Here is a 15860-nt window from a genome sequence, read left to right on the forward strand (position 1 = left end):
GGAGAACCTTATGCGTTTCGCTCAATTATTATCTGATTCCCCACGTAATTCCATTTTGATTGGTCTGTGTTTTTTGGTGCTGCTGATATTGCCTTGGCTCCATCTACTACCTGAAACCTCTAGTTTGCACCTGTCTGCTTACTGGATAACTTTGATTGGTAAAATAATGGCACTTGCCATGGTAGCACTGGCTTTAGACTTGGTCTGGGGCTATGCCGGTATCTTAAGCTTAGGTCATGGTCTTTATTTTGCGCTAGGAGGTTATGCCTTTGGTATGTACTTGACGCGAGAAACTGCTGGCACGGGCTTGCCAGACTTTATGCGTTTCTTAAGTTGGACCGAATTGCCATGGTATTGGGCAGGCACTCAACATTTCTGGTGGGCCATGGCTCTAGTGGTACTAGTTCCAGGTCTGGTCGCTTTTATATTTGGTTTCTTTGCCTTTCGCTCAAAAATCAAAGGGGTTTATTTTTCGATTATTACTCAGGCCATGACCTACGCAGCAGCCTTATTATTCTTCCGTAACGAAACAGGCTTTGGTGGTAACAATGGCTTCACAGGTTTTACGACGCTATTAGGTTATGACATCACTGCCTCTTCAACGAGGGCTGTGCTGTGCTTTACGACCGCTTTGGCGCTGCTACTGTCATATCTTGGACTACGCTATCTGATGAGCCAGCCTTATGGGCGTGTGCTCGGTGCCATCCGTGATAGTGAAAATCGCTTGCAATATCTAGGCTATCGTACGCTTTGGTACAAACTTTCAGCTTGGGTATTGTCTGCAATAATAGCTGGTATCGCTGGTGCTCTATATGTACCGCAAGTTGGCATCATTAATCCAGGCGAGATGAACCCCGTCAACTCTATCGAGATGGCAGTATGGGTGGCTGCTGGAGGCAGAGGTTCATTAATTGGTGCCATTATAGGTGCTGGTACAGTCAATGTGATTAAAACGTATTTTACCGTCGCCTATCCGGAGTTTTGGTTGCTTATTCTAGGCGGATTATTTGTGGTGGTTACTTTATTTTTACCTAACGGCATCATTGGTGTACTTGATCGTCTTAAGAAGGAAAAAGAATAATGTCAATAATATCTAATAATACTACTTTCCAAAAGACTGCTAACGATGCACTTATTAAAAATGTAAATAATCCTAGTATTAATAAGGCAATGGAAAATCTTGAAAATGCAAACAACATAACGATTGCAGAGACCACGCCTACCCAACCAGTAACCACTTTGGCTGAAGATTATGGAGATAGTGGCGGCTTCGCTCAACCTGTTTCTAAATCAGGTCCAGATATGAGACATGGTATTGCGCTTTATTTGGAAGACGTTAGCGTGTGGTTTGACTCGTTTCGTGCACTCAATGATTTATCGTTATATATTGAGGCGGGCGAGCTACGCTGCATCATCGGTCCTAATGGCGCAGGTAAGACGACGTTAATGGATGTTATCACTGGTAAAACGCGGCCGACAAAGGGTAGCGCATTTTTTGGTCAAGTACATAATTTAGCAAAACTATCTACCGAAGAAATAGCCGAAGCAGGCATTGGTCGTAAGTTTCAAAAACCTACCGTATTTGAGAAATTTACCGTGCTCGACAACTTAATGCTGGCGGCGCCAAAAGACAAACGGGTGTCAAAAAGCTGGTTTACTAAAATTGATGCTGAAATCAAAGATACGCTTGACTCAACATTAGCTCAAATACGCTTAAAAGATATGATCAACAAGCCAGCTGGACTGTTATCTCATGGTCAAAAACAGTGGTTAGAAATTGGGATGTTACTGATGCAAAGACCAAAACTTATTTTACTTGACGAGCCAGTAGCAGGCATGACAGATGCCGAAACTGAACATACCGCTGAGTTATGTCTGCGCCTTAAAAAGAATCACACCTTAATCGTGGTTGAACATGACATGACTTTCATTGACGCCATAAGTGAAAAAGTAACAGTCTTAGCAAATGGTGCTATTTTGGCTGAAGGGACGTTAGCTGACGTACAGAACAATGAAGCCGTTATTGAAACTTACTTGGGTCGATAGTCGATAGTAGTGCTTAGAAATAGACCTAAAAAATAAGGGTAGTTATATGTTAGAAATTAATGCTATAAATCAATATTACGGCGGCAGTCACATCTTACGTGATGTCACCCTAGCCGCACCGGTAGGAGAATGTAGCGTCGTACTGGGTCGTAATGGCGTCGGTAAAACCACCTTGCTTAAATGCTTGATGGGCATCCTACCAATAAGATCCGGTGAAATTTTATTAGACGGCAAGGATATTAGTAAGATGACGCCTGAGCAGCGTGTGCGCGCAGGACTGGCTTATGTGCCGCAAGGACGTGATATCTTTTCCACTTTGACCGTTGAAGAAAACATCCTCATTGGAATGGCAAAATTCTCTCAACGTAAAGCGAGTAAAGTACCTAAACACTTATATGATGTATTTCCAGTGCTGGATGAAATGAAACATCGCCGCGGTGGTGATCTATCAGGCGGTCAGCAGCAGCAACTCGCTATTGCTCGTGCGCTTGCTTCAGAGCCACGCGTGCTAGTACTTGATGAGCCTACTGAAGGCATTCAACCGTCAATCATTAAAGACATCGGTAGAGTCATTCGGAGTCTTGCTAATAAAGGCGATATGGCAATCGTTTTAGTCGAGCAGTTTTATGAGTTTGCTGAAGAGCTTGCTGATAACTATACCGTGCTTTCTAGAGGACAAGTGGTTGCTCAAGGGGCTGGATGTGACATGGCAGAAAACAATATTCGAGAATTGGTGGCAATCTAGTTAGCAGCCACTAGGTTCTGCGTATTGAACAAAATTTTGAGAAAATAATACACCTTATATTTTTATTAGTGGTCATAATTGGATTTAGGGTTTGACAATATACTGCACAGCTTCAAGGATATTATATTTTGACTTGGCAATCCTCACTACAGCTTCATTTCGACTGCGCCTCTAATACTGCAAAAACTCGACTGTATCATCGCGCCCATACTGGTGCATTAATGGTGCAGCGTGCGCTGTATCCTGAGCCTGATAGTCAAGCAGCGATTTGCCATATTTATGTGTTGTATCCTCCTGCTGGCATTGCCGATGATGACCGCTTAACATTGGAATTTAACCTGAAATCTAATAGCCATGCGGTGATTACTACCCCTGGAGCTGGCAAATGGTATGGGCAACGGCAGTCATTACGGTTCTCTAAACCCAACGATTTATCAAAACCTACCGAGGGCACTCAAGCTATAACTAGCAACGACTCCGACCACCCTCTCGACAATAACTCTGGCTCACATATTATCGACAATACTTTCAACAATGCCGTCAGCGCAGAACAATCTATCGACGCCCGCCTCGATGATCACGCTGTTCTTGAATGGCTACCTCAAGAAAGCATTTATTACGATTATTCCGACTCTAATGCCAATAATCGCTTTTATTTAGCTAAGACGGCAAGTTTGTTGACTTGGGATATTGCGGTGTTTGGACGTCAAGCGCATCAAGAGACTTTTGCTAATGGTCATTATGCCAACCGCTTGGAGATATGGCGTGATGGCCATTTATTAGTCAGTGAATGCACTTCTCAGCAAGCAAATACCCGCTGGTTCACCTCACCATTAGGACTGAATAATCAACATGTTCATGGCTCTTTTTGGGCAATACCTAGCACAGAGGTCATTGCATTAGAACTACAGAATAATCCGCTCAAGCTTGGTCAGTATTTAGATGCCACTATTACCGAGATACGCAGTCTCATTGATACACAGTCATTACCTATTTATTGTACCCACAATTTTCAAGGTATCAATTGCCGTTATCTAGGGGCAGATGTGCGTGCCTGCTTTGAAGCTTTTTACCAAGTCCGCGAGCTTATAAGGTCTACATGGTATGCGCTTGAGCCTCATCGACCAAGGATTTGGGAGACCTAATATCATGCACTCATTCTTAAACAATGCTGAATCAAGCCAGAATGACTCTACTTAGCATATTTACTTTATAAAGATTAAAAACAGTTAATAACTTTCAAAGAACCATAATTATTAAGGAGACTTTATGCAATTAAATCCCACAGAAAAAGACAAGCTCTTGCTATTTACGGCAGGCATGGTGGCGGAACGTCGCAAAAATCGTGGCGTCAAGCTTAATTATCCTGAGTCTATCGCTTACATCAGCATGTTACTGATGGAAGGCGCGCGTGATGGCAAAACCGTAGCGCAACTAATGAGCGAGGGAGCTACCTATCTCTCTGCCGATGAAGTCATGGAAGGTATTGCAGAGATGATAGGCGATGTACAAGTTGAAGCGACTTTTCCTGATGGCACTAAGCTTGTCACGGTGCATAATCCCATCGTATAACTTGCTTGTGTGTCGCTGTCTACTGGCGATGTCTCTGCTCTAGTAATGAATCACCCGAAGGAACGATATAACCTACTAGTAAAACGGTATCAAACGAAAAATGCTTTGAAATTAAATTGTAGCTAATGCGATAAGATGATTAAGGATAATAAAAATGACGATAAAAGCAGGCGAATATAATATTAAAGCAGGCGATATGGCTTTGAATGCTGGTCGATACGTTCAAACCATAACGGTAATAAATACGGGTGACCGCCCTATTCAAATCGGCTCTCACTATCACTTCTTTGAAGTAAACGCGGCACTCAGCTTTGATCGAGATTTAACAATTGGGTACCGACTAAACATCCTATCGGGTACTGCTGTACGCTTTGAGCCAGGACAAGCGCGCGAAGTTGAGCTGGTTGCCATCGCTGGTAAACAACACATCTATGGTTTTACCGGCAAAGTTATGGGCGTTGTAGACCCTAAAACCTCTCAAAATACCTCGAAAAAACGCATTGACAGACGTATCTATGCCGAGCATTTTGGCCCTACCACAGGGGATAAAGTACGCTTGGCAGATACAGATTTATGGCTTGAGGTTGAATATGATTTGACCAGTCACAGTGACCAACGTACTGATGCTGATAGCATCAGCATTGGTGAAGAGGTTAAATTTGGTGGTGGCAAGGTTATCCGCGATGGCATGGGTCAGTCACAGCTACTAGGTGACCAAGTTGCCGATACTATTATTACCAATGCTCTGATTGTGGACTACAGCGGTATCTATAAGGCAGATGTCGCTATCAAAGAAGGTCGCATCAGTGGCATCGGTAAAACCGGTAACCCTGATATTCAGCCTAATATCACTTTGCCTATTGGAGCAGCTACCGAAATCATTGCAGGAGAAGGTAAAATCTTAACTGCTGGCGGAGTTGATAGCCATATTCACTTCATTGCACCGCAGCAATGTGAAACGGCGCTAATGTCTGGTGTGACTACGATGTTAGGCGGTGGCACGGGGCCTGCTGAAGGTACCCTTGCCACTACTTGTACTCCTGGGGCTTATCATATTCACAGCATGCTAAAAGCCACTGATGCTATTCCGATGAATATCGGATTCTTGGGTAAAGGCAATGTTAGTTTACCAGCGCCAATTGTTGAGCAAATCGAAGCGGGTGCTATCGGGCTTAAGCTTCATGAAGACTGGGGCTCTACGCCCAAAGCTATTGATAACTGCCTTAGCGTGGCTGAACAATATGATGTGCAAGTTGCTATTCATACTGATACGTTAAATGAAAGTGGCTATTTAGATAGCACACTAGGTGCCTTTAAAGACCGCTGTATTCACACCTTCCATACCGAAGGCGCTGGTGGTGGTCATGCACCAGATATCTTAAAAGCTATTGCTGAAACCAACGTCTTACCCTCATCAACCAACCCAACGCGCCCTTTCACTATTAATACCATTGACGAGCATCTCGACATGCTCATGGTTTGTCACCATCTAAGCCCAGCCATTGCTGAAGATGTGGCTTTTGCAGAAAGCCGTATTCGTAAAGAGACCATTGCCGCTGAAGATATTTTACAAGATATGGGCGCTATCTCCATGATGAGTAGTGATTCGCAGGCGATGGGACGCGTGGGAGAAGTCATTATTCGCACGTGGCAAACGGCTGATAAGATGAAAGCACAACGTGGTCACTTGGCTCCTGATCAATCGGCTAAAACTGAGCAATCCTTAGCGCATATCATGTTAAGCCCTACTGACTCTGATAGCGGCAATGACAATTTTCGTATCAAACGCTACCTCGCAAAATACACCATCAATCCTGCCATCACGCATGGCATTAGTGATGAAGTGGGGTCAGTTGAAATAGGGAAATGGGCAGATTTAATTTTATGGTCGCCGGCATTTTTTGGGGTAAAGCCCGACCTTATCATTAAAGGTGGCTTGATTGCGGCAGCGCCCATGGGCGACCTCAATGCTTCCATCGCTACCCCGCAGCCTGTGCATTATCGCAGCATGTTTGGCAGCTTCCCCAAAACAGTGGCACAGACTTGCATGACTTTTATGTCAAGCGCTGCGATAGACAAAGGCGTTGATAAACACTTGGGGTTAGAAAAAGTCATTAAAGCAGTACATAACATCCGCCAAGTACGCAAACAAGACATGAAATTTAACAGCTACTGCCCTAATATGGAGGTCAATCCTGAGACCTATGAAGTATATGCCGATGGTGAGCTGTTAACCTGTGAGCCTGCCGAACATCTACCGATGGCACAGCGCTACTTTTTATTCTAGCTGCTTTTTATTGTTGTGCTGATAATCCCCAATCAGCAGTTAATCATCTATTTTAACGGACTCTAAACATAATTATGAACATTTATACGCAACGTCTTGACCAATCAACCCTAAGCGCTGAACAACAAGCAATTATTGATAGGCAAAAACAGGCAGAAAATTTTTTATATTTAGATTTTGACACCCGTCAGCGTAGCCGTTTTAAAGCAGAAAAACAGCACCACGAAACCATTGGTGTTGATTTGCCACGTACGGAAACTATTAAGAATGGCAGTGTACTGGCAGACCATCAAGGCAACTTGATACAGATTATGGCCGCTAATCAAGCCTTAATCGAAGTGACTGCTGATAATGGTTTTGACCTTATGAAAGGCGCTTACCATTTAGGTAATCGTCATGTGCCATTAATGATTACACCTAAGGCCCTGTACTTTGAGCCTGACCATGTTTTAGAAGCGATGTTACATCAACTTGGACTACATACCCAAGCCGTACAAGCACCGTTTGAACCAGAGACTGGGGCCTATAAAGGCGACCTCGGTGGACACTCACACTCTCATGGTCACAGTCTTGACCACAACCATGCTCAGGAAAATAGCGGTAACCATCAGCATAATCACTCTGACGCTACCAGCCACAGCCATGAGCATACTCATGACTAATCACGCCACACACTCACAGCAGACTACCCGTACCGCACAAGGTATAAATGATCTGAATAATACAGAAGTAACTGGACGTCTATTAATGCTGGCGTCAAGTAACCTACCTATTGGCAGTTATACCTACTCGCAAGGCATAGAACCCGCTATTGAGTCAGGGCTCATTCATAATGAAAGCAGTAGTTTAGCGTTTATGAGTGACTATCTGGAGCTGGCATTATGTCGGTATGAGCTACCGCTACTGGCGCTGATGATAGAGGCACTTATGGTTGATGACGTAGCGCTTGCTGATACTTTAGGTGCAGATTACCATGCCAGCCGTGAAAGCAAAGAGTTTGTCTATGAGTCAAGCCAATTGGCTCTTTCTTTATCAGCTTGGCTTGGTGATGTCCTTAAGCTCGACGTGCCTGATAGCTTACTTGCCCATGGGTTTTTGCCACTCTTTGCCCATATCAGCTCGCACTGGCAGCTTAAGCCTGTACAAGCCATGACCACCTACGCTTTTGGTCAAATAGAAAATATGGTTTTGGCTGCGGTCAAGACCGTACCGCTTGGGCAAATGGCAGGACAGCGCATTATTTGGCAGCTACAACAGTTATTAAGTCAGCAAATACAGGCATTGGTTGCCAACGTCAAGCAAAGCTTTTTGCAAGTTCAAGATATGCCTTTAGAGGCTAACGTAAAGCTGAATCTACTTTATCAACAGCTACATATGTCCGCTAACCTACCAAATTTAGCGATGCTGTCTTGTCAGCACGAAAGGCAATACAGCCGTTTATTTCGCTCTTAATCGTTGATAAACACAACTCTCATCAAGGAACTTTATTTATGGCACTGAAACCCAAAGTCGAAAACAAAAATTTAGACACGACGCTCTCGCCACTACGCTTAGGGATTGGCGGTCCTGTTGGCTCAGGAAAAACAGCATTAACGCTAAGACTATGTCAACGCTTGCGGGATGACGTCAATATGGCAGTGGTAACCAATGATATTTATACCAAAGAAGACTCTGAATTTTTAACCCGCCATGAGGCCATGCCAGCTGAGCGCATTCGCGGTGTTGAAACCGGTGGCTGCCCGCATACGGCCATTCGTGAAGATGCCTCAATTAACCTATCTGCCATCGCCGAATTACAAGACCAATTTGCAGGTCTCGAGCTTATTATTATCGAATCTGGTGGTGACAATTTGGCAGCAACTTTTAGCCCTGAACTATCCGACTTAACTTTGTATGTCATTGATGTTTCAGCAGGCGATAAAATCCCTCGTAAAGGTGGGCCTGGCATCATGAAATCTGACTTGCTCATTATCAATAAAACCGATCTTGCCCCTCTCGTAGGTGCGTCACTTGAGGTTATGGCACGTGATGCCAAAAAAATGCGCGGCGATAAGCCTGTGGTCTTTAGTAATATGAAAACAGGGGAAGGGCTTGATGACATTGTTGCCTTTATATTGGATAAAGGCATGATAAATGTAGCGTAGAATGTTGCCTTTAATGTCTTATATTATGGAATAAATAGCTGCTTTACAAACCGCTGACGGATAAGCAGATTATCAGTCAGTTTTTATATCGATTTGTTTACTCATTAAGGATATATCATGACAATAAAAATATCACAAACTATGACATATAGAGCTTTCAACAACAAAACTGCAATGACCAGTGGCTTAGCACTGTTATCATTGCTACCAACACTCGCATTGGCTCACCCTGGGCATGGCTTGATGGCAGCAGAAAGCACATTTAGCACTTCAGTATTGTCTGGTATCATGCATCCTTTAACTGGGCTTGATCACCTCATGCTGGCATTGGGTATGGGCCTGCTATTTACTCAGATGCACAGTTTTAAAAAAGGCCTTATAGCACTGTTAATTGGTTTAGTAACAGGATTTGTACTCAGTTTAAGTGTGAGCTTGAACAGCATGTTTATTGAATTCGGTATCGTACTGTCTATCGTATTACTCACCATGGCGCTTATGAGCCGCTACTTTAACAATTCACTGAATCAAAGCAATGAAGCCTCAGTCAAAACATGGCATAACTTAGCCATCGTTGGCTTTGGTGCACTCGCTATGTTCCATGGTGCGGCGCACGCCATTGAAGTTCCTGCAAACAGTAATACTGCTGGATTTTTTATAGGTATGATTGTTGCCATGCTAGGTCTATATACTGTCGGCAAAGGCGTTGCTACCTATTTAAACACTCACTTGCAAGACAGTTTGATTGTTCAACGTATCATGGCGGTTGTCGGTCTATGCGCAGTACTGTTGAGTTAATTAAGTCCCTATATAAGCAGCCTCAGCAAATACTGTACTCAATTTGAAGGCTTGCCTATGCTAACGATTTATCATTATAGTCCTTAACACCATACTCACTGAGATGCAGGCGGGTAATACGATACAAATTATCTTGCTGATTACTGATATAACGGTTTAAGTTGGTAATCATATAAGAGATATTTGCTCAACAAGAACACAGGATGATTTTTGACTATCCTGTGTTCTATTACCTTTATAAAAGCCTGTAGAAACAATTAGTCTCATCTCGCGTTATTCTACTCAATTTTGAGAGCACTACTAATGGCATTAGAAGCTTGTCAAATTTTCTCACGCTTATAATCAAAACCTTCTGCATCATAGATTTGGTAAGTGACATTCAGCAATGTTTTTAATAGCTCTGACTTGTCAAAGTGTCTGACACTCATCACAATCGGTGAGGTAATCAATCCATCTTCAAAGGGTATATAAGTCACTTCTTGACTCCGCAAATGTTCAAGGGTTTTGGGCACAATTGTCAAACCCTCGCCTGCCGCCACTAGCCCCAATGCAACATGCAACTCACGCACCTCTGTAAAATAATTGGCCTTTAAGTTACGAGCGTCAAATAATTCCAAGACATAATCGATAAAACTGGGACGCGGTGCGGTTGGATATAGCAATAAATTCTCATTGGTTAAATCCATCAGTCTCACACTAGTACGCCCTTCCTTCGCCAAAGAATGACCAACAGGAACGGCAACGACCAAGCTCTCTTCCCTAAGCACCATCCGCCTGATAGAAGCGTCTTCAAATAATAGCCTACCAAACCCAACGTCTATTTTTCCGTCTACCAATCCTTGTGTTTGTTGCCAAGAATTCAGCTCATATAGTTTGATTTCCACATTTGGATATACCTCACGAAAACGGGCGATCACTTTTGGCAATATGCCAGATAAGATAGAGGAAACAAAACCGATAGACAGCGTATTATCAAAATTACCTTTGCGAATGGTCATCGCCCGCAGATCGTCCGATTTTTTCAATATCTGAATGGCATGATCATAAAAAAACTCCCCTGCCTCAGTCAGTTTGAGTGGACGATTTTCCCTATCAATTAACGTAACTCCGATCTCTTCTTCTAGCTGCTTGATTTGTCTACTAAGTGGCGGCTGTGAGATATACAAGCGCGCAGCTGCCTTATTAAAGCTCTTTTCTTCTGCGACTGCCACAAAGTAGCGTAAGTGCCTCAGTTCCATCTTTTCTCTTCCTTGATCAGGCCTTGGGCTGGTTTCTTAACATCAGTTTTTCAGTTGTGACGCTAATTACTATGACAACCGAATAAACTCGGTCGTAGCAATCATCTTTATACCTAAAGAACATAACACGGTGCAGGTTATATATAAAAATACCTAAAAGGTATTAATAATAGACTAAATAGGTCTTAGACATGCTGTTATCTAGCATTTATAGTTCTTATTAAGCATAAGGACGCACCACTCATCAATTAGGGACTGTCATGATTCGTTCAATTAATACCTTGCTGGTACCAATACCTACTATTCGAGCGCATAAGCTTGCTTGTACCGTCATGAACGAACAAGTACTCGTGCTAGTACATATCCAAACAGAAGATGGCTATGAAGGCTGGGGAGAGGCAACCACGATCGGCGGTCTCAGCTATGCCGAAGAAAGCCCTCACAGCATCAAAACCAATATTGATACTTATTTCACGCCTCTTTTATTAAAAGAGCAGCCGACCAGTGCAGCAAAAGCGATGCAACTGCTAAACCTTCATATCAATGGCAACCGTTTTGCAAAATGTGCGATCGAAACTGCCCTACTAGACATTGAAGGCAAACGCTTAAACTTGCCCGTGAGTGAGCTAATTGGTGGCCGTGTCCGCGATCGTATCGAAGTGGCTTGGACGCTAGCCAGCGGTAATACAAGCAAAGATATCGCTGAAGCTAAGCACATGGTTGAGCAAAAACGCCACCGTATCTTTAAGTTAAAAATCGGTAGCAATCCGATTCTTGACGACGTAGCGCACGTATTGGCGATCAAACAAGCCTTACCTGATTGTCGCATCACAGTCGATGTCAATCAAGCATGGACAGAGCTTGAAGCGATGAAAGGCATTAGCCTATTGCAAGCGGGCGGCGTTGATTTAATAGAACAACCTATCTCCATGAGAAACCCTACTGGACTTAAACGCTTAACAGATCATTTTGACGTACCCATCATGGCGGACGAAATTGTCCAAGACCCGCAAAATGCCGCTCGTTTAGCAGCAGATCATTGTGCCGACGTCTTTGCCGTAAAAATCAATCAAGCAGGTGGATTAAAGGCCGCCTGTCTCATTGGACAAATGGCACATTTAGCAGGTATTGAGCTGTATGGCGGTACGATGCTTGAAGGCCCTATCGGTACAGCGGCATCAGCACACGTGTTCTCAACGTATCCGAGTTTGAACTTCGACACAGAGCTGTTCGGCCCGCTCTTATTGACCGAAGACATTTTAGTGCAACCTCTTGATTATCAAGACTTTGGTTTGACAGTACCCAGCGGAGCTGGATTAGGTATCGAAGTAGACAGCGATAAGGTATATCGCTATGCCAAACAAGCCGCCACTAAATAAGAAAAGTCGTCATTTGCTACGGACTTTCAAAATGAAACGCGGTAGCAACTCGCCAACTTACCCTCATCAAATATAAGGAAATAATTATGTTATACCACGTCAGAATGGATGTGTTAATCCCAACAGATATGGATGCAGACAAGGTCAACGAGCTTAAAGCAACCGAAAAAGCCCTCTCGCAAAAGCTACAAGAGCAAGGTAAGTGGCGTCACATTTGGCGCTTGGCTGGCGAGTACTCTAACTTCAGTATCTTTGATGTCGACAGCAACGAAGAGCTACACGACATCATGATGTCGCTACCCCTTTACCCTTACATGAAGGTTGAAGTGACACCCTTGTTACGTCATCCATCGTCTATTCGTAGTGATGACAGCTAAGCGGTAGATAGCGCTATTGATAGGCTCAATCAGAGCAGTCAACCACTCATCAATAGCGTATTGGCTTAAAGCCCCCTTATTTATTACCAAACATCATTGGTCTATATCAGACCAAGCGGGCGCTATGGCTCAAATTTTAATAGCGCAATAACACAGGCAAACAAATTTTGAGTAAGAATACTCAATACTTATCCCGTTAAAATATTTATCCCTTTTAAATAGTCCTCAACAAGGAGAGAGACATGGAACGCAGCCAAATTGAAGCATTAGCCACGCAATTTATCACAGGCAAAATTGACTACCCTGAACAAGTCAATCCACGCGTACAAGAGATTGTATTACGTATCGTCACCGACCTCATGCAAACCATCAATGACTTAAAAATCACTGCCGATGAATATTGGACTGGGGTTGAATTCATTGGTGATTTGGGCAAAGAAGCGGGGTTGTTATCACCCGGCCTCGGTTTTGATCACTTCATGGATTTGATGATTGAAGAGGATTTAAAAGCAGCAGGACTTGATGGCGGCACTATACGTACTATCGAAGGGCCACTCTATGTCGCTGGTGCGCCAGAAGAACAAGGCTTTGCACGTCTAGACGATGGTACAGACCTTGATAATGGTACCGTGCTGTTTATGCAAGGGACTGTTTATGACAACGATGGCAACCCACTACCGAATGCCAAAGTTGAAGTATGGCATGCCAATAGCTTAGGCAACTACTCTTTCTTTGATGAGTCACAGTCAGCATTCAACTTACGTCGCAGCATCATCACGGACGAAAACGGCAATTATGCCTTCCGCAGTATTGTACCGCTAGGTTACTCGGTGCCACCAGACGGCATGACGCAAAAAGTACTGGGCCCGCTAGGTCGTCATGGTCATCGCCCCGCACATATTCACTTCTTCGCCAGTGCGGATGGTCATCGTAAATTGACCACACAAATCAACATCGATGGCGATGAATATCTATGGGATGACTTTGCTTTTGCCAGTCGCGAAGGCTTGGTGCCAGAAGTCACGATGGTTGAAGATGCGGACAAGTTAAAAGAAAAAGCGCTTGATAAGCCTTATGCCAGTATCGATTTTGACTTTCATCTGGTGAAAGACATTGACCAAACCGTACAAGGCAGTGAAGTAGAACGCCGCCGTGCCCAAGGTTAATGGTCATTTAATAGCATCATTTAATAGCAACCACTTAATATTGGAATACAAATAGCTAATAAATAGTGGGTTACTACGTTTGATACGTCCCAGCTGTCGTATCAAACGTCACACCCTACCCTCATTTAACATCGTTATTATACAAGGAAGGCAGCCATGAGCGAGCGTATCAATCTAGTACCTGAAGGATCAGACATCACTATTGATGATTTTTTAGAAGAGAACAGTGAAAAAGGGATTTATCGTCTGCATCGTAGCGCCTTCACTAACGAAGAGCTGTTTGAACTTGAAATAAAACATATTTTTGAGAGCAATTGGGTGTACTTGGCGCATGAAACTCAAGTTCCGAATAACAACGATTATTACACCTCATACATTGGTCGTCAGCCAGTCATCCTTGCCCGCAATAAAGAAGGCGAGCTGCATTGTATGATTAACGCCTGTTCACATCGTGGCGCTCAGTTATGCCGTCATAAAAAAGGCAACAAAGCCACTTACACTTGCCCATTCCACGGTTGGACCTTTAACAACACAGGCAAGCTGCTTAAAGTAAAAGACCCACGTGGCGCAGGTTATCCTAAGATATTCAACAAAGACGGTTCACACGATCTAAAACAAGTGAAGATAGCCAATTATAAAGGCTTTATCTTTGCCAGCTTAAATGATGACGTCCAGCCTATCGAAGAATGGCTTGGCGGCTCTACCAAAATCCTTGACATGATTGTCAATCAATCTCCAGAAGGTCTAGAAGTGCTACGCGGCACCTCGACCTATACCTTTGACGGCAATTGGAAGCTACAAGCTGAAAACGGTGCTGATGGCTATCACGTTTCAGCTGTGCATTGGAACTACGCTGCCACTACCGCCCGCCGTAAAGAAGAAGCGGCCAAAGAAGACAACATCAAAGCCATGAACGCTGGTAAATGGGGTCGTCAAGGCGGTGGTTTTTATTCTTTTGAAAATGGTCACATGCTGCTATGGACTCAGTGGGAAAACCCCCAAGACCGTCCAAACTATGCATATCGTGATGATTATGTCGCAAGCTATGGTGAAGCGATGGCGGATTGGATGATTGGACGCTCGCGTAACTTATGCCTCTATCCAAACGTCTATATCATGGATCAGTTCAGCTCACAAATTCGTATGTTACGCCCTATTGCCGTTGATAAAACTGAAGTGAGCATCTGGTGTATCGCCCCCAAAGGTGAAAGCGATGAAGCACGTGCTCGCCGTATCCGCCAGTACGAAGATTTCTTTAACGTCACTGGCATGGCAACGCCTGATGACTTAGAAGAATTCCGCTCGTGCCAAGAAGGCTATAACGGCATCAAACTTGAATGGAATGATATGTGCCGTGGCTCTGAGCATTGGATAGAAGGCGCAGATGAAGGTGCGGCAGCCATTGATCTCAAACCTTTATTGAGTGGGGTTAAAACTGAAGATGAAGGCTTGTATACCGTCCAGCATCGCTACTGGCATGAAGAGATGAAAAAAGCGCTAGAGCAAGAAAAACAGCTACATGGCGAAGGGTAATACGACAGCCAGTAACTTGCTTATCATGGCAGGAATAACCAACACATAAGGATATCAATCATGAAAAACACCACTGTGCAAATTGAAGACATTCGACAGTTTTTATACCGTGAAGCGCGTTTATTGGACGAGAAAAAATGGGAAGAATGGCTGACTTATTATGACGAAGACTGCCCTTTTTGGATGCCAAGCTGGGATGACGATGGTGAGCTGATTAGCGATCCGCAGAGAGAAATCTCACTGATTTATTATCCTGATCGTCGTGGTCTTGAAGATCGTATTTTCCGCATCGAGACTGAGCGCTCATCTGCGACCATCCCTGATACCCGCACTGCCCACAATTTATCCAACATTGAACTGCTTGAAGATAACGACGGTATCGTGACAGTACGCTTTAACTGGATCAATAAATCTTATCGCTATCATGAGACCAATACTTACTGGGGTTACTCTCAGTACAAGATAGACATGACTCAAGAGCAACCAAAGATTTTGGACAAATATGTGGTCTTAAAAGACGACTATGTGCATCAAATCATGGATGTCTATCACGTCTAATATTCGCGCGTTATCTAGTT

At 43.7% G+C, this 15860-nt stretch carries 16 protein-coding genes; 15 read left to right on the forward strand and 1 reads right to left on the reverse strand.

The features are described from left to right. The first annotated feature begins 10 nt into the window (after positions 1-10). The 10 genes from urtC to JMX93_RS00240 all read left to right on the forward strand — a co-directional run bounded on the left by urtC (position 11) and on the right by JMX93_RS00240 (position 9589). Positions 11-1081 carry an urea ABC transporter permease subunit UrtC gene (urtC, locus tag JMX93_RS00195; protein ID WP_499203495.1) on the forward strand — a complete coding sequence of 357 codons (1071 nt, stop codon included), beginning with the start codon at positions 11-13 and terminating at the stop codon, positions 1079-1081. Then, the gene (gene urtD, locus JMX93_RS00200; protein WP_499203496.1) at positions 1081-2046 is read left to right on the forward strand and encodes an urea ABC transporter ATP-binding protein UrtD; all 966 of its coding nucleotides are present in this window, start codon (positions 1081-1083) and stop codon (positions 2044-2046) included. Before urtC ends, urtD begins: the two co-directional genes overlap by 1 nt. Positions 2047-2092: 46 nt before the next feature. After that, positions 2093-2791, forward strand: a complete 699-nt coding sequence (gene urtE, locus JMX93_RS00205; protein ID WP_499203497.1) for an urea ABC transporter ATP-binding subunit UrtE — start codon at positions 2093-2095, stop codon at positions 2789-2791. A gap of 128 nt (positions 2792-2919) precedes the next feature. Then, entirely contained in the window at positions 2920-3936 is a 1017-nt protein-coding gene (locus JMX93_RS00210) for an urease accessory protein UreD (RefSeq protein WP_499203498.1), read from the forward strand. 124 nt (positions 3937-4060) lie between these two features. Next, a complete protein-coding gene (gene ureA, locus JMX93_RS00215) occupies positions 4061-4363 on the forward strand; it encodes an urease subunit gamma (RefSeq protein ID WP_193012726.1) in 303 nt (100 codons plus the stop codon). 154 nt (positions 4364-4517) lie between these two features. Further along, positions 4518-6650, forward strand: coding sequence for an urease subunit alpha (gene ureC / locus JMX93_RS00220; protein ID WP_499203499.1), 2133 nt, complete (start codon positions 4518-4520; stop codon positions 6648-6650). A gap of 74 nt (positions 6651-6724) precedes the next feature. After that, on the forward strand, positions 6725-7312 hold the full coding sequence (gene ureE, locus JMX93_RS00225) for an urease accessory protein UreE (protein WP_499203500.1): 588 nt from the start codon (positions 6725-6727) through the stop codon (positions 7310-7312). Beyond that, the gene (locus JMX93_RS00230) at positions 7305-8102 is read left to right on the forward strand and encodes an urease accessory protein UreF (RefSeq protein WP_499203501.1); all 798 of its coding nucleotides are present in this window, start codon (positions 7305-7307) and stop codon (positions 8100-8102) included. Before ureE ends, JMX93_RS00230 begins: the two co-directional genes overlap by 8 nt. Positions 8103-8140: 38 nt before the next feature. Beyond that, a complete protein-coding gene (ureG, locus tag JMX93_RS00235) occupies positions 8141-8794 on the forward strand; it encodes an urease accessory protein UreG (protein ID WP_499203502.1) in 654 nt (217 codons plus the stop codon). Between the two features lie 117 nt (positions 8795-8911). Next, entirely contained in the window at positions 8912-9589 is a 678-nt protein-coding gene (locus tag JMX93_RS00240; protein WP_499203503.1) for a HupE/UreJ family protein, read from the forward strand. A gap of 320 nt (positions 9590-9909) precedes the next feature. Here the strand turns inward: JMX93_RS00240 and JMX93_RS00245 are convergent, their stop codons facing one another. After that, positions 9910-10827 (reverse strand): LysR family transcriptional regulator, encoded by a 918-nt coding sequence (locus JMX93_RS00245; RefSeq protein ID WP_443518167.1) that lies wholly within the window; start codon positions 10825-10827, stop codon positions 9910-9912. A gap of 260 nt (positions 10828-11087) precedes the next feature. Between JMX93_RS00245 and JMX93_RS00250 the strand changes: the two genes are divergently transcribed. The 5 genes from JMX93_RS00250 to benB all read left to right on the forward strand — a co-directional run bounded on the left by JMX93_RS00250 (position 11088) and on the right by benB (position 15840). Then, positions 11088-12206, forward strand: coding sequence for a muconate/chloromuconate family cycloisomerase (locus JMX93_RS00250; protein ID WP_198333275.1), 1119 nt, complete (start codon positions 11088-11090; stop codon positions 12204-12206). A gap of 86 nt (positions 12207-12292) precedes the next feature. Next, positions 12293-12583 carry a muconolactone Delta-isomerase gene (gene catC / locus JMX93_RS00255; RefSeq protein ID WP_193012734.1) on the forward strand — a complete coding sequence of 97 codons (291 nt, stop codon included), beginning with the start codon at positions 12293-12295 and terminating at the stop codon, positions 12581-12583. A gap of 242 nt (positions 12584-12825) precedes the next feature. Next, positions 12826-13749 carry a catechol 1,2-dioxygenase gene (gene catA / locus JMX93_RS00260; RefSeq protein ID WP_499203504.1) on the forward strand — a complete coding sequence of 308 codons (924 nt, stop codon included), beginning with the start codon at positions 12826-12828 and terminating at the stop codon, positions 13747-13749. 156 nt (positions 13750-13905) lie between these two features. Continuing rightward, on the forward strand, positions 13906-15282 hold the full coding sequence (gene benA / locus JMX93_RS00265; protein ID WP_499203505.1) for a benzoate 1,2-dioxygenase large subunit: 1377 nt from the start codon (positions 13906-13908) through the stop codon (positions 15280-15282). A gap of 60 nt (positions 15283-15342) precedes the next feature. Further along, positions 15343-15840, forward strand: coding sequence for a benzoate 1,2-dioxygenase small subunit (benB, locus tag JMX93_RS00270; RefSeq protein ID WP_499203506.1), 498 nt, complete (start codon positions 15343-15345; stop codon positions 15838-15840). The last annotated feature ends 20 nt before the right edge of the window (positions 15841-15860 follow it).

This window comes from Psychrobacter muriicola 2pS (assembly GCF_904846535.1).
Taxonomy (GTDB): Bacteria; Pseudomonadota; Gammaproteobacteria; order Pseudomonadales; family Moraxellaceae; genus Psychrobacter; species Psychrobacter aquimaris.

Excerpts from the sequence above, each read along its gene's own strand:
- urtC (WP_499203495.1), top strand. The coding sequence starts at position 11 with ATGCGTTTCGCTCAATTATTATCTGATTCCCCACGTAATTCCATTTTG.
- urtD (WP_499203496.1), top strand. The coding sequence starts at position 1,081 with ATGTCAATAATATCTAATAATACTACTTTCCAAAAGACTGCTAACGAT.
- urtE (WP_499203497.1), top strand. The coding sequence starts at position 2,093 with ATGTTAGAAATTAATGCTATAAATCAATATTACGGCGGCAGTCACATC.
- ureA (WP_193012726.1), top strand. The coding sequence starts at position 4,061 with ATGCAATTAAATCCCACAGAAAAAGACAAGCTCTTGCTATTTACGGCA.
- ureC (WP_499203499.1), top strand. The coding sequence starts at position 4,518 with ATGACGATAAAAGCAGGCGAATATAATATTAAAGCAGGCGATATGGCT.
- ureE (WP_499203500.1), top strand. The coding sequence starts at position 6,725 with ATGAACATTTATACGCAACGTCTTGACCAATCAACCCTAAGCGCTGAA.
- JMX93_RS00230 (WP_499203501.1), top strand. The coding sequence starts at position 7,305 with ATGACTAATCACGCCACACACTCACAGCAGACTACCCGTACCGCACAA.
- ureG (WP_499203502.1), top strand. The coding sequence starts at position 8,141 with ATGGCACTGAAACCCAAAGTCGAAAACAAAAATTTAGACACGACGCTC.
- JMX93_RS00240 (WP_499203503.1), top strand. The coding sequence starts at position 8,912 with ATGACAATAAAAATATCACAAACTATGACATATAGAGCTTTCAACAAC.
- JMX93_RS00245 (WP_443518167.1), bottom strand. The coding sequence starts at position 10,827 with ATGGAACTGAGGCACTTACGCTACTTTGTGGCAGTCGCAGAAGAAAAG.
- JMX93_RS00250 (WP_198333275.1), top strand. The coding sequence starts at position 11,088 with ATGATTCGTTCAATTAATACCTTGCTGGTACCAATACCTACTATTCGA.
- catC (WP_193012734.1), top strand. The coding sequence starts at position 12,293 with ATGTTATACCACGTCAGAATGGATGTGTTAATCCCAACAGATATGGAT.
- catA (WP_499203504.1), top strand. The coding sequence starts at position 12,826 with ATGGAACGCAGCCAAATTGAAGCATTAGCCACGCAATTTATCACAGGC.
- benA (WP_499203505.1), top strand. The coding sequence starts at position 13,906 with ATGAGCGAGCGTATCAATCTAGTACCTGAAGGATCAGACATCACTATT.
- benB (WP_499203506.1), top strand. The coding sequence starts at position 15,343 with ATGAAAAACACCACTGTGCAAATTGAAGACATTCGACAGTTTTTATAC.